The organism is Winogradskyella sp. (assembly GCF_965228925.1).
In the GTDB taxonomy this organism is placed as follows: Bacteria; Bacteroidota; Bacteroidia; order Flavobacteriales; family Flavobacteriaceae; genus Winogradskyella.
The window spans coordinates 1,456,264-1,478,699 of sequence record NZ_OZ245845.1 but is presented as its reverse complement, the minus strand read 5'-3'; the positions used below and the strand labels follow the sequence as shown (position 1 = coordinate 1,478,699).

Below are 22,436 nucleotides of genomic sequence, written 5' to 3'. Positions count from 1 at the left end.
CTTAGTATTTAGAGCGTTCAAACTGGTTTCTAAGCTGCATAGCTCTATCGTTATTATTTGGCAACTCCGCATTGATAGGCCAGGTGCTGAGATTTAAGAAATTACCGGGATCATCAAACACATTCTGTAGGATAAAGGGTAATTCTGAATTTACACCGGCATACTGAATATTGCCATCCATATTCACATCACGATTAGAATAGCCCGCAGCCACAAAGGTGGGTAGGTTCAAAAAGTTGCCATTATCGTTGAGTACCTCAGACAAAATACCTGGGGTATCTTGTATACCACCAACATATTGAACGACTTCATCCCCATTGGTATCCCCGACCCACATGGCGAAGGTGCCATTAGGTAATCCTAAAGTAGTCTGTGCATTGGAACCAAAGGTGGCTCTACTACCATTGCTAAAATCGACAATAGTGGTCGTGCTGCCCAAGGTAATCGGACTACTGCTCATGATCCCCAAATGGTTGCGGTGTTTAATCACCACATAATAGTTCCCTGCGAGTTGACTGAACATTAATGGTGATGTCCCGTCCAAGGCTACTACATCGCCATCACGTTGCAAGAGTGCCGACTTAGCATCTATGATGGTCGTATTGGTCGTTGCGTCTCGGAGCTCTACCCAAATCCAATCCACAATAGCATCTGCACCAGTAACATTAAGTACAGAACTGCTAATCGACGTATTATCTGAGTATGGTGTGTTTAATGGAATATAATTGCCTGTCCTTAGGTCATCACGCATAAGCCCATCAGAAGCGACCGTAGAATTGAGCGTACTGCCTTGCAGGTATACTTTTGGGGAGACAAGTACATTACAATTCCCAGAAGGATCACTTATGGTGACAGTAAAGGAACAGGTACTTGTATTGCCACTTTTGTCAGTAGCAACAAAGGTATTGGTGGTGGTTCCCACGGGGAATGCACTACCACTAACTAAGCCTTCGGTTTGTTGAAGGGTCCCAGGAACGGCTAATATCGTATTGATAAAGCTCGTAGCGATAGTTTCCATGGACATGTTATCTACAAGCCCGCTATTTTCAGAACCAAAGAGCAGGTAATACATTCTATTGGTGCCAGCCAGACCTGTTACTTGATGCTGATCATCGAAGGTGTCTGGCGAAAAGTTCTGGCTTGCATTGTTATTTTCTGGGATAATAATGAGATGATTAATTGAAGGAATTGAAAACCCAAAAACTGAATTGGTTGGATCATCAAGCACACGCTTAACAAAGATGCTGTAGTTAGCATTACTTACTGTTATGGTAGAGCTAAAACCATCAACGGTACCTATACCTGAAAACGCTCCTAGAAATCCGGTGATATCGAATGTATTGACATTATCCAGATCTGCAGCCAGAAGCCATAAATTCTCTACTTTTCGAGTAAAAAAGCGTCCATTAGCTCCAAAGGCAGCCGAGGCTATTACCGTGTTATCAGAATAGTTAATAGGACCTGCATTCAAATCTGTACCTATTCGGTTACTGATATAAAACATACCATTACCTCCGTCTGAAATATAGGTTCCGTTAACACCACCCGGACCATCCATTACAAAATCGGCAACGTTAGGTATTTGATTAGTGACTTGTTGACTACTTACGTTTAGGTTATTGAGTACATTCTCTAAAGAATTTGTAAAAAAAGAACAGTTATCCGTAGCCGTTGGCATCACATAATTGACAGTGGCACTACAAAGCCCACTATCAACATCTACCGCAATATCACTTGGGCATGTGATGTTGGGTACCTGAGTATCATTAACCGTCACTAATTGCGTACAGGTACCGATATTGCCTGTTAAATCAGCAATAGACCAAGTTATGGTTGTAGTCCCTACAGGGTATATCCCTGAGGCATCTGCGGTATTATTAAAGTCGTTGGTTGGTGTAAATACGTTACCGAGAGTCATCACTTCAAGCCTATAGAAATCCGTTGGCTGATTTACCAAAGGTTGAAGTGGCCTTACATTAATTGCCGCCAACAAGGTAAATGTGAGATCTGCCCCATAAGTTGAGATCCATGAATTCCAGGTGTTCTGAGGAATTACAATATTTCTCTGAGTAAGTGTGCCTTGAGGAAGTACCCCTGGAGCATCAAGTAATACCACATCATCGGGGCCGGTAAGTATAAAGTTCTCGGCTGAACTACGATGCTCTCCACTAAAAGAGACCCTTATCGCAACATCTTTTGCGGCCGTTGACATATTAGTTAATGTAGCTGGCGTATTGGTTAAACTATTACCAATACCACCAAAATTGTACGGGATGTTAGAGGTTGAGGGAATAAGTGTTGCACCGCAATCATCTGAAAATGTCGGTTGGGGAATCGTAACATTGGCTTCACAGGCATTAGCATCTGCATTTATAGATATATCATTGGAGCAGATGATTTGAGGGGCACTCGTATCATTTATAGACACCGTAAAAGAACAGGTGTTGGTATTACCAATTAAATCCTTACTAAAAAACGTATTTACCGTACTACCTTCCGTGAATAAAGCTCCTGAGGGTAAACCGGCGACTTGAATAGGGCGCCCATTAGAGTAATCATGGAATTCGATCAACACAGGAAACTGTATGGTCGCAATTGTATCATACCATATTCCATAAGCAAACAAGGTATAATCTCTATCATCACCAAATGGGTCCCCTAATTCCCAGTTTTCATAATTGTTGGGTTGTTGGCTTTGCCATTCAAAATTGCCTTCTGAAGTCAGGTCATTATATCCAATTAGCACTTGAGAAGATAGTGTTTGCTCTAAGTATAAGTTCTCTTCAGCCGAGTTGATGGTTGCCAAATCATAGTTGTTAGCTTCGGCCATGGCAAATGCTGCTGGTCCGGTCATAGGAGCATTCGATATAAAGTAGGTGCTATCGCCAAAAGTGCCTACCAAGGTAAATCCGGGAACGGACATAGGTACCGGTAAAAAGGCACAATCGAATGTGGCTGGTAGTGCATAATTTACCTCTTGCGGACAAGATTGGTTAATATCCGAAGGACAGAAAATAGATGGTAGTGTCGACTCTGTAACCGTTATGGTTTGCGTACAAGTGATGCTATTGTTTGAAGGATCTATAGCAGTCCAGATCACGAGTGTTTTCCCAATGGGATATGTCCCTGAGGCATCTTCAGTACCTGTAAAATCATTGGTTATAGTGTAAGGCGGATTATCTGATGAGGGATTAGGAATAGGAACCGTGACCATAGCATTACACATACCGGGATCGACATTGACCGTAATGTCTTGTGGACAGGTTATGGTTGGCGTTAAGGCCTCATTGACCGTAATAGTCTGTGTACAGCTCGCACTATTCCCTGCAGCATCTGTGGCTGTCCATGTTACCACTGTTGTCCCCAAAGGATACGTACCGGATGCGTCGCTAGTATTATTGTAATCGTTGGCTAAAGCTATATTGCCAAAGTCTGGAGCGCTAATCTGGAAGAAATTCGTATTTGGTAAGAACGAACATTGACTCTCTCCTACGTCGGAGTTACGAAACACATAAAATGTAAGTTCGGTTCCAAAAGTGTCAATCCAAGAATTCCAAGTCGCTACAGGAATTACGGCATCACGTTTCGTAACGATACAATCATCATCTATAGACCATATCAGCAATGCCGTTGAATTATCAGGACCTCGTAATATAAAAGCTTCAAATCCTTGAAAATTATCATGATCTCCACTGAAGGTCACCTCTAATGTAACGTCCTCTGCTGCCCTTGATAGATTAGGTAATGTGGTAAACGTATCAACCAGTCTACCAGATGAAAAATTGTATGGTACTCTATTAGTCGTTGGGATGGGTATCAGACCACAATTATCTTGTAAAGTCGGTGTAAGAACATTTACCATAGCATTATTTGCGTTCACTGAAGCAGTGACGGTGGCATCTATACATGCAGAGATGCTTGGTACTGAGGTATCTTGACCATTTACTCTAACAATAGTTTCACAGCTGCTTGAGTTTCCTGAGGGATCGGTGGCCGTCCAAGTCACTAAGGTAGCGCCTATAGGATATTCTCCTGAAGCATCAGCGCTATTGTTAAAGTCGTTAGTGATGGTAAATGAACAATTATCCGTTACCGTTGGTACTGGAACCGTGACCAAAGCACTGCATTGACCTGCATCATTATCGACCGTAATATCTGCAGGACAACTACTAATAGTAGGTGCTTCCGTATCTGTAACCGTAATAGTCTGGGTGCAAGTATTTATATTTCCAGCAAGATCTTTGCTGAAAAAGGTATTTGCCGTAGTACTATTAATCAAAGACCCAGAAGGCAATCCAGTAACTTGGACAGGACCTGTGCTGTAATCATGAACTTCATATACAATTCTTGAAATCCCATTTCCAGTAATATCAAACCACTCCCCATTAAAAAATAACACATAATCCTCATCGATTACACCACCACTTGGATCACCAGGTTCCCAATTTTCGTAATTAGCAGGTTGGCCGCTTTGCCAGACAAAGGTCCCTTCGTTGTCGATATCATTATAGCCAAGAAGCAAAGGTATGGTGATCCCCAAGTCAGCGGCCTGCTGACTTAAAAACGCATTCTCCTCTGGTGAGTTAATACTTACCAAATCATAACCGCTGGCTACACCTGTACTAAAAGCAACAGATGCTTGCAGGTCTCTCGTGTCTACAAAGTAGGTGCTACCACCGAAAGTTCCGAGAAGTATCGTATTGGGAATGGAATTAGGCACTTCTAAAAATCCACAATTATCAGAGGTTGTTGGAGCGCTATAATCAACTATTTGCGGACAAGCAATACTTACATCTGCGGGACACGTGACGTTCGGTAATTCCATATCATTTACCGTAATATTTTGGTTGCAGGTATTACTATTTCCAGCAGCATCTGTTATAGTCCAAATTACTGTAGTTGTACCTATTGGATAGTTACCAGAGGCATCTGCGGTATTATTAAAATCGTTCGTAATGTTGGTATTCGGGCAGTTGTCCGAAGTTGTTGGAGCGGGCACAGTGACCGATGCCGTGCACAAACCCAAATCCACATTAGTGCTAATATCTGCCGTACAAAATATATCAGGAGCTGTATTATCCACCACCGTGACCGTAGCGGTACAACTATTTATAGATCCATTACTATCTGTTATGGTGAAGGTCACAGTATTTGGACCTAGATCTGCACAAGTAAAATCAGTTTGATTCAATGATAGCGTATACCCCAGTTGATCATCAGTAGAACCCCCGTCTATATCTGTAGAACTAATGCTGGCATTTCCGACACTATCTAGATTGACGGTGATATTTTGGCAAACTGCTGAGGGAGGTGGGTCTGAGGTAACACGTCCACTGGTTATAAATTCATTAGGATCAGTGATTCCATTACAGATGTTATCAAAGCAAGCGCCCAATAGTGAAAGATTACCTATTGAAACACCAATGTTCCCACTACCTATGGTTAAGGATTGGCTGAATTCAAGAAATAAGCTGGCCTGTCCAGTTAAGTCGCCATTACTTGATGGAATGAGTTGAACAAACGTATCATTAAAATCAGTACTTAATAATGGTGATACCACAGTAAAATTGATCATGCCGTAGTTGGTACTGTTTTCGATGCTTACGTTAACATTTGAATAGGTATTTTGCGTGGTATCAAAGTCGAAGGACCCACTTATGGTACCACCAGAATCCAAGGTGACACCATCTAAATACCAGGTGGTTTGTTGCGCATAACTTAGGTTACATATCATCAAAATTAGCCCTGTAATTATGCTAGGCACCCGTTTCTTTAGTGTCGCAAAAAATTCCAAAAATCGTTTAGGGGTAGGGATCATAATGGTTAGTATTTAGAGGATTCAAATTGGTTTCTAAGTTGCATAGCTCTATCATTATTATTTGGCAATTGTGCATTGATAGGCCAGGTACTGAGATTCAAGAAATTACGAGGGTCATCCAAGACGTTCTGCAGAATAAATGGGAGTTCCGAATTTCCACCAGCATACTGAATATTGCCATCCATATTGACGTCGCGATTAGAATAGCCCGTAGCTACAAAGGTGGGCAGGTTCAAAAAGTTACCATTATCATTGAGCACCTCAGCAAGGATGCCAGGGGTATCCTGTATGCCACCGACATATTGTACCACAGTATCCCCATTAGAATCCCCTACCCACATAGCAAAGGTGCCATTGGACAGCCCCAAGGTGGTCTGGGCGTTGTTACCAAAGGTCACGGTACTACCATTAGTAAAGTCAACTAACGTAGTCGTACTGCTTAATGCAATTGTAGCACTGCTCATAATCCCCAAATGGTTACGGTGTTTGATGACGACATAGTAGCTACCTGCGAGTTGACCGAACATCAGCGCCGATAAACCATCCAAAGCCACCACATCGCCGTCGCGTTGCAGAAGCGCTGATTTTCCTTCAACAATGACCGTATTGGCATTGGCATCACGAAGCTCTACCCAAACCCAATCGACTATGGCATCTGCGCCAGTAACATTAAGTACTGAACCGTTAATTGAAGTATTGTCCGTATATGGGGTATTTAATGGTATATGATTACCTGTTCTTAGATCATCACGCATCAGTCCATCGGATGTCACCGTAGAGTTCAAGGTACTGCCCTGCAGGTATACTTTTGGAGAGACAAGTACATTACAGTTACCCGAAGGATCAGTCACCGTCACGGTAAAGGAACAGGTATCTGTGTTACCACTGGCATCCGTAGCGACAAAGGTGTTGGTCGTTGTTCCTACGGGGAAGGTACTGCCACTAGCTAAACCTTCGGTTTGTTCAATAGTGCCTGATATGGTAAACATATTGGTGACGAAGCTGGTCGCTATGGCTTCCATAGCTGTATTATCTACCAAACCACTGTTTTCAGAAGCAAATAAGAGGTAGTACAATCTGGTAGTTCCCGAAAGTCCGGTCACCTGATGCTGGTCATCATCGGTATCCGCAGAAAAATTTTGCGTAGCGTTTGCATTCTCTGGAATGATGATCAAATGGTTGACCGAAGGATCACTATCTGCTCCTGAAAGATCCTCTCGGACACGCTTTACGAATATGTTATAGGTCGTATTACCTACCGTAATAGAGGCCGTGAATCCATCAGCTGCTCCAGAGCTATCCGCTCCCAAATTACCTGTAATATCAAAGCTGTTCACATTATCCAGGTCTGCCCCCAAGAGCCACATATTATCTACTTTACGGGTAAAGAAAGTCCCATTGGCGCCAAAGGCCGTAGAAGTGATGACCGTATTATCTGAGTAATTGATGGGGCCAGCATTGAGGTCAGTTCCAATAAAATTTCCATCATCATACATATCAATTCCGCCATCCTCTATTCGATCTGAATTAACATCTCCGCTGCCATCCATTAAAAAATTATAGGCATTTGGAATAAGGCTAGTGAGCTGTAGGTTCTTCTGATTAAAATTGTTAAGCACATTCTGTAACGAATTGGTAAACTCGGTACAATTGTCAGTCACTGTTGGCTTATCGAAGGTGACTGTAGCGCTACATAGACCAGAATCTGTGTTTACCGCAATAGCACTCGGACATGACATCACAGGTGCCTCTGTTTCATTTACCGTGATACTCTGCGTGCAAGTCCCTGTATTTCCCGCTAAATCTGTAATGGTCCAAGTTATTGTTGTTGTACCAACAGGATAAGTACCAGAAGCATCCGTCGTGTTGTTAAAGTCATTAGTTGGCGGATATACGTTGCCTTGGTTAACAGCTTCAATTTGAAAGAAATTTTCACTAGCCTGTCCACACTGATTATCATCTACATCTTGATCGGCTAATAAGGTAAAGGTGAGGCTTGATCCATAGGTACTCTCCCAAGTGTTCCAAGTTGCCGTTGGAACTGTAATAGTGTATTCTTTAATAGAACATCCGGGGTCTTGATCATTTACATCCAATAGTGTCACCATATCTGGGCCCGTAAGCACAAAGCTCTCGGAGCTACCATTATGATCGCCTTTAAAGGCCACTCTTAGAATAACATCTTCAAGAGTGGTGCTTATATTGTTAAGCGTCGCTGGTGTATCGATCAGATCACCGTTTAGGTCAAAATTGTAGAGCACTTTGGATGTACTAGGGATCAAGGTTGCCCCGCAGTCATCCGCTAACATATTAGGTATGGGAACAGTAACAGAAGCGCTACAGGCGTTTGCATCTGCATTGACGCTAATGTCGGCAGGGCAGGTCATCATTGGTGGATTGGCATCTTCTACCGTAACCGTGACAGCACAGGTATTTATATTACCGCCGGCATCTTTAGCGTAAAAGGTGTTTACCGTAGTTTGTGTAAATAGAGAGCCTGAAGGAAACCCCGTGACCTGAGTGGTTTTCCCGTTGCTGTAATCATGAAACTCAAGAACCACATAACTCAAAGTTAAGGTCTCCCGATCATACCATCGGCCATCAGAAGAAAGCTCTACATAATCTTCGTTGCCAAAAGATGAATCCGGATTATTGGGGGTCCAATTCTCGTAAAAGTTAGGTTGCCCGCTTTGCCAAACAAAATCACCTTCAGTCTGTATATCGTTATAGCCTAAAAAGATATTGCTAATATCTATGGTACGCATCGCATCCACCAAAAACGTATTCTCATCGGCCGAGTTAACTGTCACCAAATCATAACCATTACCAGAGGCCAATGCAAACGCTTGAGGAGCTGTTAAGGTATTGTTAGATACAAAATAGGTACTGTTGCGAAACGTCCCCAACAATGTAAAATTTGGTACTGTTGTGGGGACGGTGGGAAAGCTACAATTATCTGAAGACGCAGTATTGCCATAGCTTACAATTTGAGGGCAATTGACGGTAACATCATTCGGACAAAACACCGATGGTGGTGTCGTATCTTCCTGAATATTCACGGTAAATGAACAGGTATTTGAATTTCCTGAACTATCCTTGCTAAAAAAGGTATTGGTCGTGGTACTGGTAAATAGAGCGCCTGGAGGTAAACCAGATACTTGTATGGGCTGTCCGCCAGTGTAATCATGAAATTCTAGGACAACACTTATGTTAGTCGTTGGGCCAATATCACTCCAATTACCATTCAAAGACTGCACATAATCCACATCTGCGGCACTACCACTAGGCTGCCCAGTATCCCAATTCTCATAGAAGTTAGGTTGCCTGCTTTGCCATGTAAACGTACCCTCGGTATCAATATCATTATAGCCCAAAAGGATACTTCCAGTAGGCGCTAGTTGACTTAAAAACGCATTTTCCGTTTGAGAGTTTATCGTTACCAGATCATAGCCATTGGTCTGGGCCATAGCATAGGCCTGAGGTGGTGTCATTGGTGTGTTTGAAACAAAATAAGTGCTGTTACCTAGTCTTCCCAAAAATGCAAAGTCTGGTATCGAAATAGGCACTGCTGGGAAACTACAATCGGTGGTTGTGGGTATAGTATAGTCGTAAACTTGAGGACAGTTTAAGAGATTGCTATCCGCTGGACATCCAGTGATCTCTGGTATATCATTTTCAGTGACGGTTATGGTCTGCATACAACTACTCATGTTCCCGGCAAAGTCCATGGCAGTCCATGTGAGTACCGTGGTTCCTACGGGATAGGTATTTGCATTTCCTGGGTTATTATTGAGATTATTGACAAAGCTGGCCACAACACAATTGTCAGTCGCTGTTGGAGCGGCTACCGTCGCCACACAGGTTCCGGGATCAATATTGACCATAATATCATCACAGTTCGTGATATCAGGTGCTTGTGTATCATTGATAGTAATCGTCTCAGTACAGGTCGTAATATTACCATAGATATCCTTACTGAAAAATGTATTTACTGTGGTTTCCGCAAAGAGCGAACCTGGAGTTAATCCAGAGGCTAGAATAGCTCCTGTACTGTAGTCATGAACTTCATAGATAAGGCGTATTACACCATTTCCTCCTCCATCAACCCACATACCGTCTGAAAACATAAACACATAATCTTCGTCACCAGTAGCACTATCAGGATTACCATTTAGCCAGTTCTCATAAGTGGCAGGTTGTCCACTTTGCCATACAAAACTCCCCTCGTTATCAATATCGTTGTAACCGATCAGGAAAGCATTCAGCCCAAGATTGACTAATTGCTGCCTCAGATACTCGTTTTCTTCTGGGGAATTGATGGTCACCAAATCATAGTCCGAGCCTTCACCTACCGCAAATGCGAATGACGCCGAAAGATTTCTAGAGTCAATAAAGTAGGTACTGTTCCCAAAAGTGCCAAGAATTGTCGTGTTTGGAATGGAGAGCGGCACTTCAGGTAGACCACAATTATCTGTTGTTGCAGGAATTGTATAATTGACAACTTGGGCACAATCAAAACTTGTATCTGAGCAGCTTACAGACGGCCCTTCCGTATCGTTCACTGCAATAGTTTGGGTACATGTGTCTGTATTTCCCCCAGGATCTGTAACGGTCCAAGTAACGGTTGTAGTTCCGATCGGATAAGTTCCTGACGCATCAGAGCTATTGTTAAAGTCGTTGGTAATTGTAACATTTGGACAATTATCTGTAACTGTTGGTGGAGGTATAGTAACCGAGGCACTACATAATCCTACATCATTAGTTATAAAGATATCAGAGGAACAGGTAATCGTAGGGGCTTCGATATCATTGACTGTTATACTTTGACTACAGAAAGTAAGGTCACCTGATGTCTCTAAAACTGACCAGTTCACCACGGTTGTTCCGATTGGATAGACACCAGAAGCATCTGCAGTACCATTGAAACTATTGGAAAGTGTCACTGGGCAATTATCCACAACCGTTGGAGCAGGAACCGAAACCATAGCACTGCATAAACCTGTATCATTATTGACGATGACATCTGATGGGCAAGTGACACTTGCCGGTTCAACATCTTCAACATTTATAAATTGTGCGCGGTTTACTGAATTTCCAGAAGTATCCGTGGCTGTCCAAATTACTACTGTGGTTCCTACAGGATAAAATCCAGAAGCATCCGAGGTCCCTGTATAATCATTAGTTAAAGTAAATGAAGAACAGTTATCGCTAAACGTTACAGATGCTGTTACATTAGCACCACACATACCAGCGTCAATGACTACATCGCTAGAAAATCCTTCAAATACCGGAGCTATATTATCCTCTACAGTGACCGTAGCCTGACAACTGTCAGTAGCACCGTTGGCATCAGTTACCGTTAAGGTCACCGTATTGGATCCTAAATCAGAACAAGTGAAACTACTTTTATCTATAGACAGTATAAAACCAGCAATGTCATCCGTAGACCCTCCATCGATGTCGGAGGCATTTATACTAGCATTACCTGCGGCATCCAATGAAACAGTAAAATTTGAACATACAGCATTTGGAGGCGTATTGGCTCGAACAGTTCCACTTGTTATAGGCGTAATGGGATTGATTATAAAATTACAGTCACCTGTGGTACAAATCCCCGTAAACCCTGTTAGATTTGCATTATTAGTCGTATTTAAGCCAGGGTTGAAATTTAAACTTAAAACTGGAGCATTCGTAGAAATACCTGAAGATGCAGTGAAAAATTGAGCATTCGTAGGATCTACTGAAAACGGACGTACCGTTGTAAACGTTGCAGTTCCATAAATAGAACTATTGCTCACAAAAATATTGATATTCGTATACTGTACCGCACCTCCTAAAGGATTATAATCAAAAGATCCTGTCGCTATGGATCCATCATTAAACACCACATTATCTAAATAATAAGTCGTCTGAGCAGAGGTCTTTGTAAAGGCAAAAATCAATAGCCCAATCCATAGCCATTTTATATTTATACTGTATTGGACCCTATATGTTTTGGCACATAAGTTGGCAGAGGTAAGGGGTAATTTTGTCATGGGTAAGGTCAGTTTTTGTAGTAGCTATTAATGTCATCAACTTTAAATAAGGGATATTAAACCTGAAGAAGTCATGGTAGTTTGCCAATTGCCGTTAGGGAAGGCTGAGGGGACAACTTACTTTTTTCTTCCAAGGTGTTAAGAAAAAGCTGTTTTAACGCTGCATTATTAAAGTGCATAAAACATCTCTTTGTTTCTAACTACGCAAGTATACTTATTAGAACGATCAACTGTGAAATTTTAGCGGTAACAAAAAGTAACAGCGCTGATTTTCAATGTTTTATATAGCAATCTCGAGCTCATACTTTTAAGAGTTTTAAGCGTTTTTCTAGTACAGCGCCTTGCCATTTTAGTGATATCAAATGAAGTGTTGCCAATTCAGGACATCTCTTTAAGAGATTCGCTTGACTAAGAAGTGGTATCAAGCTATAATTACATTTTAAGTTCATTAGATATACATTAGAATTTGGAGCGTTCAAATTGGTTTCTCAATTGCATAGCCCTAACCGTAGTTGTAGGCAGTTGCGCATTAATAGGCCAGGTACTTAGGTTTAAGAAATTACGGGGATCGTCTAAGACATTCTGCAGGATAAAAGGGAGTTCCGAATTTCCACCCACATACTGAATATTGCCATCCATATTGATGTCACGATTAGAATAGCCTGTAGTTACAAAAGTGGGTAGGCTAAGGAAATTACCATTATCATTCAGCACCTCGGCAAGGATGCCTGGGGTATCCTGTATACCACCAACATATTGTATCACCGCATCCCCATTAGAATCCCCTACCCACAGGGCAAAAGTACCATTGGGCAGTCCCGAGGTGGTCTGTGCATCGCTACCAAAGGTGGTTGTACTGCCATTGCTAAAATCGACAATAGTAGTGGTACTGCTCAATGCAATGGCGCTGCTGCTCATAATCCCTAAATGATTACGGTGTTTGATGACCACATGGTAGTTTCCTGCCAACTGACCGAACATCACAGCCGATGAACCATCCAAGGCCACCACATCCCCATCACGTTGCAAAAGGGCTGATTTTCCGTCAATAACGGTGGTATTTGTATTGGCATCACGAAGTTCTACCCAGACCCAATCAACAATGGCATCTGCGCCAGTAACGTTGAGTACTGAACTATTAATGGAAGTATTGTCCGTATATGGTGTGTTTAATGGTATATAATTACCCGCTCTTAAATCATCACGCATCAGTCCGTCGGATGCAATCGTAGAATTTAGGGAACTGCCTTGCAGATATACCTTTGGCGAAACCAGAACATTACAGTTACCAGAAGTGTCATTGACCGTCACTGTAAAGGAACAGGTACTACTATTGCCGCTTTCATCCGTGGCTATAAAGGTATTGGTTGTTGCTCCTACAGGGAAAGCACTACCACTGGCTAGTCCAGCTGTTTGCACAATAGTTCCTGGAAAAGAGAATGTATTTGTTATAAAACTTGTAGCAATGGCTTCCATGGTGTTATTATCAACAAGTCCGCTATTATCTGACGCAAATAATAGATAGTACAATCGCGTGGTTCCCAAAAGTCCCGTTACTTGATGTTGATTATCATCGGTATCGGTTGCAAAGTTTTGAGCTGCATTCGCATTTTCTGGAATAATAATCAGATGATTGACTGAAGGATCACTATCATTATTCACAGTAGTATCTTCTCGAACACGTTTTACAAACAGATTATAATTGACTCCTTCTACCATAATGGTTGCCGTGAAACCGTCCGCCAGTCCAGAACCATCTGCACCTAAATTACCTGTGATATCGAAGGTATTCACATTGTCTAGGTCAGCAGCCAAGAGCCACATATGGTCAACTTTACGTGTGAAAAATACGCCGTTAGTTCCAAATGATGAAGCCCTAACAATGGTATTATCTGAATAATAAATGGACGATGGATTGATATCTGTTGTTATAAAATTCCCATCATCATACATATCACCACCACCATCATCAATATAGTAACTGTTGACACCAACATCCAGATCAAAATTATAGGCATTGGGAATTAGACTTGTAATCTGCTGGTTATTTTGGTTAAAATTATTGAGGACATTTTGTAAGCTATTGGTCGTACAATTGTCGGTAACTGTTGGTGCATTGTATGTCACTACCGCACTACATAAATCAGGATCTGTATTTACCGTAATGTTGCCTGGGCAAGAAATGACAGGTGGTTCTGTTTCTGTGACGGTGATATTTTGCGTACAAGTGGTGCTATTTTCAGCTAAATCGGTAATCGTCCAAGTGATAGTTGTTGTCCCAATTGGATACACATCCGAAGCATCTGGACTATTATTAAAGTCATTGGTTAAAGCTAAAACGCCTTGATTGACAGCATCTATCCGAAAAAAATCATCGACATTCTTAAAGCATACCTCTTCATTGACATCAGGATTTGCTAACAAGGTAAATGTTAGGTTCGCTCCATAAGTAGTGACCCAAGTATTCCAGGTTGCTGTTGGTATTACAACAGTACGTGTAGTTGTTTGGCAATTCTCACCTTCACTCTCATTTAAAAGTGTTACACTATCAGGACCTACTAAAACAAAATTTTCTGTTAATCCATCATGATCACCGTTATAGGTGATATTTAATTGGACATCTTCTAAGGTTGTTGTGGCATTATATAAGGTAGCAGGTGTATCTATTAATGCTATGGCACTGAAATTATACGACACCTTACCCGTACTAGGAATAAGTGTTGCACCACAAACATCTGTAATCATATTTGGTATTGGAATATTTACTGCAGCACTACAACTATTTACATCGGCATTGACCGCAATATCTGCTGGACAACTCATAGTTGGTCCTTCGGTATCTTCTACTGTAACTGTAACAGCACAAGTACTCTCATTACCACTAGCATCTTTGCTGTAAAAGGTATTTACCGTAGTCTTGGTAAAAAAGGAACCCGAAGGTAAGCCTGCAACCTGAATAGGCATTCCATTACTGTAGTCGTGAAATTCAATAACTATATGTGCAGAAGTGTCGTCGATTACATCATACCATGTTCCTGTAAATGGTAGTAATCGTACATAGTCTTCCGCTGCGTTACTATTAAAACTGTCATCCTCAGGTTGCCCTTCTTCCCAATTTTCATAAAAACTAGGTTGCCCACTTTGCCATACAAAGGTGCCTTCAGTTTGTAGGTCATTATATCCTAGAAAAATACCCCCTATACCCGCACTACGGAGTGCTTGTACGATATAGGCATTTTCTTCTGCGGTATTAATGGTCACTAAGTCATATCCATTATCAGCAGCTAATGAAAATACTGTTGCTCCACTGTGAGCTTGGAAATTAGACACAAAATAGGTACTGTTGCCAAAAGTGCCTAACAGTGTAAAGTTAGGTACTGATGTTGGTACCGTCTGAAAACCACAATTCTCTGTTGCAGACGGAGGGTTATAGTTTACGACTTGAGCACAACTTACAGTAATATCATCTGGACATAATATGGATGGCGGTATGGATTCTGTTACCGTTACACTTTGATTACAGTAAGTGGTCCAACCTCTAGAATCCACAACTACCCATCTAAATACGGTAGTGCCAACATTATAAATTCCGGAAGCATCTGAAGTACCATTAAATTCGTTTGTAACAGAACTTATGGAACAATTATCTGAAACAGTGGGTGCAGGTACGGTGACCATGGCGCTACACTGTCCTGCAGGTACGTTGACATTAACTGCGGAGCAGCTCACTATCGGGAGCTCAATATCATCGACAAAGATTTGTTGTGTACATGCGGTCGTATTACCAGCAGCATCGGTTGCCGTCCAAGTTACGGTTGTAATACCCCCGGGATAAGTTCCAGAAGCATCGGAAGTATTAGTGAAATCGTTCGTGATTGTCACGCTCGGACAATTGTCTGAAAACGTTGGTTGTGGCACAGTAATGGTTGCACCACATAACCCTGGTTCTGTATTTACATCAATATCCGCTGGACAGGTAATCGTTGGTGGTTCAGTATCATTGACTATAATATTCTGAGTACAGGTATTTATATTTCCCGCAGTGTCTGTAACTGTCCAGATAACCACAGTCGTTCCTGAAGTATAGGTTCCTGAAGCATCTGAACTATTATTAAAATCGTTTGTGAATGATGCTACGGAACAATTATCAGACACTGTGGGTGCAGGCACAGTCACAATAGCATTGCACATACCCATGTCTGTACCAACCGTGAGATCTGGACAACTAATGGTTGGATTTTCTGTATCGTTTACTGTAATGTTTTGAGTACAGGTATTTGTGTTTCCTGATGGATCAGTAGCGGTCCAAGTGACCAATGTAGTGCCAATGGGGTATACTGTAGAAGCATCATCGCTATTGGTAAAATCGTTAGTCAATGTAAAACTACAATTGTCGGTAACGGTGGGTAAAGGCACCGAAACCAAAGCACCACATTGTCCTAAAGTGTTACTCATTGTGATATCTGCAGAACAACTAATAAGAGGTGCCTCAGTGTCATTTACGGTTATTGTTTGCATACAGGTATTGCTACTTCCTAAAGCATCGGTTACAGTCCAGACTACTGTAGTAACGCCCAAAGGATAGATTCCTGAGGCATCCGAAGTATTATTAAAATCGTTTGTTACAGATGCCACAGAGCAGTTATCAGAAACTACAGGTTCAGGGACAGTAACCCAGGCACTGCATACGCCCATTTCATCACTTGAAAACCCGTTTATCGTATAAGCTCCAGAACAGTCTATACTTGGAACTTCAAGATCGCCAACTAGAATTGCTTGGGTACAGGTATTTGTATTCCCTGAGGTGTCTGTAACCGTCCATGTCACCAAAGTTGTTCCTGCAGGATAGTTACCTGAGGCATCATTAGTATCATTGAAGTCGTTGGTTACGGAGGCTACGGAACAATTATCTGCAGTAGTTGGTGGAGGTACTATCACCGAGGCACTACATAATCCTGCATCATTAGTTATGATGATATCAGAGGAACAGGTAATCGTAGGCACTTCTGTATCATTCACTGTAACACTCTGTGTACAGTTTATAATAGTTCCTGAAGCTTCTACTAATGACCAATTCACGACCGTTGTCCCAACAGGATACTCACCGGAAGCATCTGCAGTACCATTAAAACTGTTATCAATAAGTGTAAATGGGCAATTGTCTGTTGCAACAGGCTGAGGCACGGCGACCATAGCTGTGCACAAGCCCGAATCGTTCGTTACAACGACATCAGCCGGACAAGTCACACTAGCTGGTTCTGCATCATTGATATTTATAAACTGTGAACGGCGGGTGGTGTTTCCGGAAGGATCCGTTGCTGTCCAAACTAATACGGTAGTCCCTATAGGATAAAAGCCTGAAGCATCTGAAGTATTGTTAAAACTATTAGTTAATGTAAACGAACAGTTATCACTAACAGAGGGGACAGGTACCGTGACATTGGCACCACAGCTTCCTAAATCATTATTTACAGTAATTGGAAGTATCGGTGAAAACACTGGTGGAGAAATATCCTCGACCGTGACGATAGCCTCACAGCTATCACTAGCACCATTAAAGTCCAGAATGGTTAAGGTAATGGTATTGGCACCTAAGTCTGCGCAGGTAAAATTTAAAAAATTTGTTGATAGTAATGAGAATCCCGCAATATCATCGGTAGATCCACCATCTATCATCTCTGGGGTGATACTGGCATTACCATTGGCATCCAAGGCTACGGTAATATCTTGGCATACCGCTGTAGGCGGGACATTTGTTCTTATTCTACCGCTCGCTGTAAAAGAAATAGGATTAACGATACCATTACAGTTGGCATTAGTACAAGTCCCCGTAAATCCCGTTAGATTTATAATACCACTTCCGATAACCAGGGATTGGTTAAAATTGAGTACCATCGTAGGGGCGCCCGTATAATTGGATGAAGACTGCTCAAAAAATTGTACGGTTGTGGGATCGGTTGAAAATGCTGCCACGGTGTCAAATCTTCCTATGCCATAAATACTACTTATGCCCGATGTGATGCTAATATTTGTATACTGTACTACGCCTCCAAGTGGATTGTAATCAAATGACCCCGCCGCCACAGAACCATCATCAAAAACCACATTGTCTAAATACCAAGTCGTTTGCCCATAACTCATAAAAGGGGCCAAACATAATAAGCCTGTCAATAGTCTTATGATGCTTCTATTGTATTGAACCTTATATGTTTTGGTCCATAAATTTACTAGGATTGGGGTGAGCTTTTTCATGGGTAAGGTGGATTATTATGGTGATTATTGTTTTCATATGTTCGTTTAATGATGGTTGCATATGAAAAAGAAGATGTGTATTAGAAAACGGTAAGCATAGTTTGGGCCCATTGTATTTTTCTTCCCTTTCAAGCGTGTCTCAAAAGATGTTTAACTCAGCATGTCACCTTTCATAAAACATCCTTTCACTTAGGTACTACGCAAGTTTAACTATAGAACCCTCAACTGAGAAATTTTAATGGTAACAAAAAGTAACAGTGCTGATTTTAAAGACTTTGGATAAAGGTCTCTAACCCTATATCTTTAGAAATACCCATTTTTTTTCTAATGCGGTGCCTTGCCATTTTGGTGGCATCGACGGAAGCATTGCGTATGGTAGAAATCTCCTTAATGGATAAATCGAGTCGGGACAGGGCACAAACCTCGCGCTCCGTTTTTGTTAAGTCTGGAAATGATTTAATAAGTTTTTCATGAAAACTCCTATTGACCTCTTCAATACGCTCCTGAATTAAGGACAGCTTGCTCTCAGTTCCAATCTGTTGTTCTAATTGTAAAATCAGTGAATTGGCGAACTTATGAACTTCATTTGAGTTCGTCGCCCTTTTATTTTCCTTAATTTTTTTAGAGAGCTCCTTGACAAATTGCAGCCGCATAGCATTGTCCGCTACCAAAAATTTCAATTCTGCCTCAGATACCTTTACTTGCTCATCTAACAGAACCTTCTTAAGTTTTTCCTTTTCTAATTGGTCGGCAACAATACGAACCCTAGCTTTATAATTCTTCCATATCAAATAGCCTACCAGCGTACCAATCATTAAGGCAAGTATTAATAAAATGGTATATAGTCGCACCTTGTCCTGTCGTTGTTCAGATAGGATTTCGAGTCTATTTTTTTCTTTTTCCGTTTTGTATTGTTCTAACTCCAGACTTTTGAGGTCTGCCGTGCGCTGCGCCAGTTCTTTTTGATGACGTTCGGTTTCGAACTCCGTTTGTAACAATAAGAGGGTGTTGGTCTGTTTTACACCATTTAAGGAATCTTTTAGTTGCTGGTGGTTTTTACGAAATTCATTGGCGCTCTTAAAATCGCCTTGCTTTTCTAAAATGTTAGCCAACTGTTGTTGAGCGTCCAAACGATAACTGAGATTATCAATTTCTAAACCTCTCTCCAGTACTTGTTCATATAGGTGTTTTGCACCGTTAATACGCCCCTTTTTCTCAAGCACGAGGGCACGATACATAGACATTCTGACTTCATAAAAGTCTTGAGACAGGGTCTTTTTAAAATAGCTCTCCGCTTTCTTAAGATAAGTCTCTGCTTCTGCTAAATTATTCTGCTCGAGATAGTATTTAACATAGGCATTACAAAAGGTCATGGCCAAAGAAGCGACATGCTCCTGAGGAATGGAGGGGTCGTCAATTTTTGAAACTTCGGCATAGGATGAATCCAAATACACTTTTTGAAGTGCTTTGTCCCCTTGTTCCTTATGATACCGGGCTATGGCATAATAGTTTATCGCTAGCATTGAGGGCGAGAGCTTTCCTCTATATTTTTTTAATAGTCGCTGCCGCTCTCCGTATGACTTTTCAAATAGATCATTACGATCGTACAAATCGGTTAAGCCTTCCGTAACGTATTGTACATAGGTACTATCCCCACCTACTTCATATAAGCGCATGGCCTTTTTCATATGGGTCACCGCAGGCACAAAGTCGTGCTTATCCTTGTAGACCTGTGATGCAAAAAAGTAGCCGTCGGCTGCAAATAGGGGGATATTATTGGCCTCGAAAATAGTGGCGGCCTTTTCATAGTCTTCGATAGCTTTTAGGTATTTCCCTTGAAAATAAAGAGGAGCAGCCCTTTTTAAATATAAATGTGCTGCCGAGACAGGATCTTTGAACTTATCCTTTTCAGCAAGTAATTGATTGGCCATGGCGATGGCAGAGTCTTGTTGGCCTCGCCAGTTTAAATCAGCAAGAATATGTCTGCTCTTGCGGGCCACCATATCATAATCCTCAAGCTGTCGCGCAAGATGTATTAATTGCTTTAGGTATTTAATCTTTAAGGTATCATTTGTCCTGACCATATGTCTAGTGACAGAATCTAAAAAAACTTGTTTTTCTTGGTCAGTTTTATATTGCTTTAGTTGTTCATCGATGTTATGATACTGATCTTGACCGTAAATTGAAGTCAAACAAAAGACAGAAAGAAAAAGTAAACGCTCTAATAGTGACCCTTTAATTTTTTTGAGGCGTAGAACAGTTTGTATTTTAAGATATACTTCTGCTGAGATAAGGCTTAGCGTTGTCATGGGTAAGGTAAATTATGATGACAGTTATTGTTTATACAGCTTCAGTTAACAATGATTACTGAAGACAACTAAGAATGTATGATGCATTTAACTGCTTTGATTACAACATCCTTTTTTAACTATTTAAACAAGTATAATCATCATCCCCCCAGATTAGAAATTTTGGTGGTAACAAAAAGTAACGTCTTTAATTCTAAAGACTTTGGATAAAGGTTTCGAGCTCTGTATCCTTTGGTATATCGAGCTTTTTTCTAATACGGTGCCTTACCATTTTAGTGGCATCGACTGAAGCATTTCGTATGGTGGAAATCTCTTTAATGGATAAATTTAGTCGGGACAGGGCACAAACCTCGCGCTCTGTTTTTGATAAATCCGGATATAATTTGATGAGTTTTTCATGAAACCCCCTATTGACCTCTTCAATGCGCTCCTGAAGTAAGGTCAATTTACTTTCAGTCCCAATTTGTTGTTCTAATTGTAATATTAATGAATTGGCGAACTGTTGAATTTCATTTGAATCAGCTGCTTTTTTATTCTCTTTAATGCGATTAGACAGTTCCCTAACAAATTGGAGACGCATGGTATTATCCGCCACCAAAAATTTCAGTTCCGCCTCGGATACCTTTACTTTTTCATCCAACAATTCTTTGGTAAGTCTTTCTTTCTCTAATTTATCAGCCACTATTCGGACACGCGCCGTATAGTTACGCCACAATAAGTAGCCCACCAAACCACCAACAAGTATGGCCGCAATGAATAAGTAGGTATATAAACGTACCTTATCTTTTCGTTCTTCGGATAAAATTTCGAGTCGATTTTTTTCTTTTTGAGTTTCGTACTGTAGCTCTAGTTCCTTAATACGTTCGGCAGATTCTAGACCATATATGGAGTCCGAATATTTTTTGTAGTAGCGATAATCTTGGTAGGCCTGCTCAAAATTCTTCATATCTCTATGTACCGCACTTCGTCTTACATAAGCACTAGTAATCCTTTCTCTATAGCCTTCTTTAAGAGCTATTTGCAATGAAGAATCCGCATACAATTTGGCCTTTTCTGGGTTTCCTAATCGCGAATACTCTTTTGAGAGCCCATGATATCCAATGCACATGGACATTTTCTTACCCTGTCTTTTATTATATTCAAGATTGGCCAACTTTATGGGCAAGGATTTTTCATATTGTCCAGTAATGGAATACACAACCGCAATATTATTATCTACTCGTCTTATATCATCTTTACTATCGAGCTTTACAAAAAGATTGCGGGCGATGCTATAGTTAACCAAGGCAGAATCTAATTGGTTCATCCTTCTGTAGGATACGCCCAGCATATTAAAGGCGGCGGCTAATCCGAAGGTGTCTTTCATTTGTCCGTTTAGACGAATAGCCTCTTTAAAATTCTCAGCAGCGACACTGTCTTGTTCCTGATAGCGATAAACCATCCCAATATTATGAATGACATCTGCTACCTTGCTGGTATCGTTTATTTTTTCATAGATATCCTTGGATTTCAAGTAGAGCTCAATAGCATCCCCATACAAGGCTTTTCTTCTATTGACGACTCCTAACTGATTATAAACAAAGGCTAAATCTGCAGTTTCACCGTCACCCAATTCTGCGAGTTGTCGCGCCTCTGACAAATAGTCTTCAGCTTCTTTTATATCATATTCTATTCGATATTCCCCTAAGGCCATTAGGGCTTTCACTTTTTCGGTGTTACTTGTGGCCCTATCGAGATTGTTCTTTAAAGTAAGAAATGTAGTGTCCTGTTCTTGGGCGATGCCCAAAAAAGATAAGAGCAAACATAAATAAGGAATAATACGTTGCAACAGGTCAGGGGTAAGAGGGTTTGTCTCGCTAAATTAATCAATTTTGAAATTATAAACGACGTCCTTTAGCTCCCTGTATTGGATATTCTATAATCGCATAATGACATAAGCCTTGTAATAAGGACGCTTTGGACGAGAATCATGGTCGTAATTCCCTTAATATTTGTACGTTTCATGATCTAGTCTTTCACAAC

General features: G+C 41.1%; 5 protein-coding genes. All 5 read right to left on the bottom strand.

Translation table 11 applies throughout. From position 1 onward, the window contains the following. Position 1 precedes the first annotated feature (1 nt). The 5 genes from ACO052_RS06190 to ACO052_RS06170 all read right to left on the bottom strand — a co-directional run bounded on the left by ACO052_RS06190 (position 2) and on the right by ACO052_RS06170 (position 22,242). Positions 2–5,734 (bottom strand): HYR domain-containing protein, encoded by a 5,733-nt coding sequence (locus ACO052_RS06190; RefSeq protein WP_422107133.1) that lies wholly within the window; start codon positions 5,732–5,734, stop codon positions 2–4. A gap of 89 nt (positions 5,735–5,823) precedes the next feature. Further along, on the bottom strand, positions 5,824–11,853 hold the full coding sequence (locus tag ACO052_RS06185; RefSeq protein WP_422107132.1) for an HYR domain-containing protein: 6,030 nt from the start codon (positions 11,851–11,853) through the stop codon (positions 5,824–5,826). A gap of 459 nt (positions 11,854–12,312) precedes the next feature. Then, entirely contained in the window at positions 12,313–18,105 is a 5,793-nt protein-coding gene (locus ACO052_RS06180; protein ID WP_422107130.1) for an HYR domain-containing protein, read from the bottom strand. A 266-nt stretch (positions 18,106–18,371) separates the two neighbouring features. Continuing rightward, positions 18,372–20,297: a tetratricopeptide repeat protein gene (locus tag ACO052_RS06175; RefSeq protein ID WP_422107129.1), complete on the bottom strand. Its 1,926-nt coding sequence runs from the start codon at positions 20,295–20,297 to the stop codon at positions 18,372–18,374. A gap of 310 nt (positions 20,298–20,607) precedes the next feature. After that, on the bottom strand, positions 20,608–22,242 hold the full coding sequence (locus ACO052_RS06170; protein ID WP_422107128.1) for a tetratricopeptide repeat protein: 1,635 nt from the start codon (positions 22,240–22,242) through the stop codon (positions 20,608–20,610). Between the last annotated feature and the right edge of the window lie 194 nt (positions 22,243–22,436).

Bases quoted from the DNA above. Each gene is read 5' to 3' on its own strand.
- ACO052_RS06190 (WP_422107133.1), bottom strand. From the start codon at position 5,734: ATGATATGTAACCTAAGTTATGCGCAACAAACCACCTGGTATTTAGAT.
- ACO052_RS06185 (WP_422107132.1), bottom strand. From the start codon at position 11,853: ATGACAAAATTACCCCTTACCTCTGCCAACTTATGTGCCAAAACATAT.
- ACO052_RS06180 (WP_422107130.1), bottom strand. From the start codon at position 18,105: ATGAAAAAGCTCACCCCAATCCTAGTAAATTTATGGACCAAAACATAT.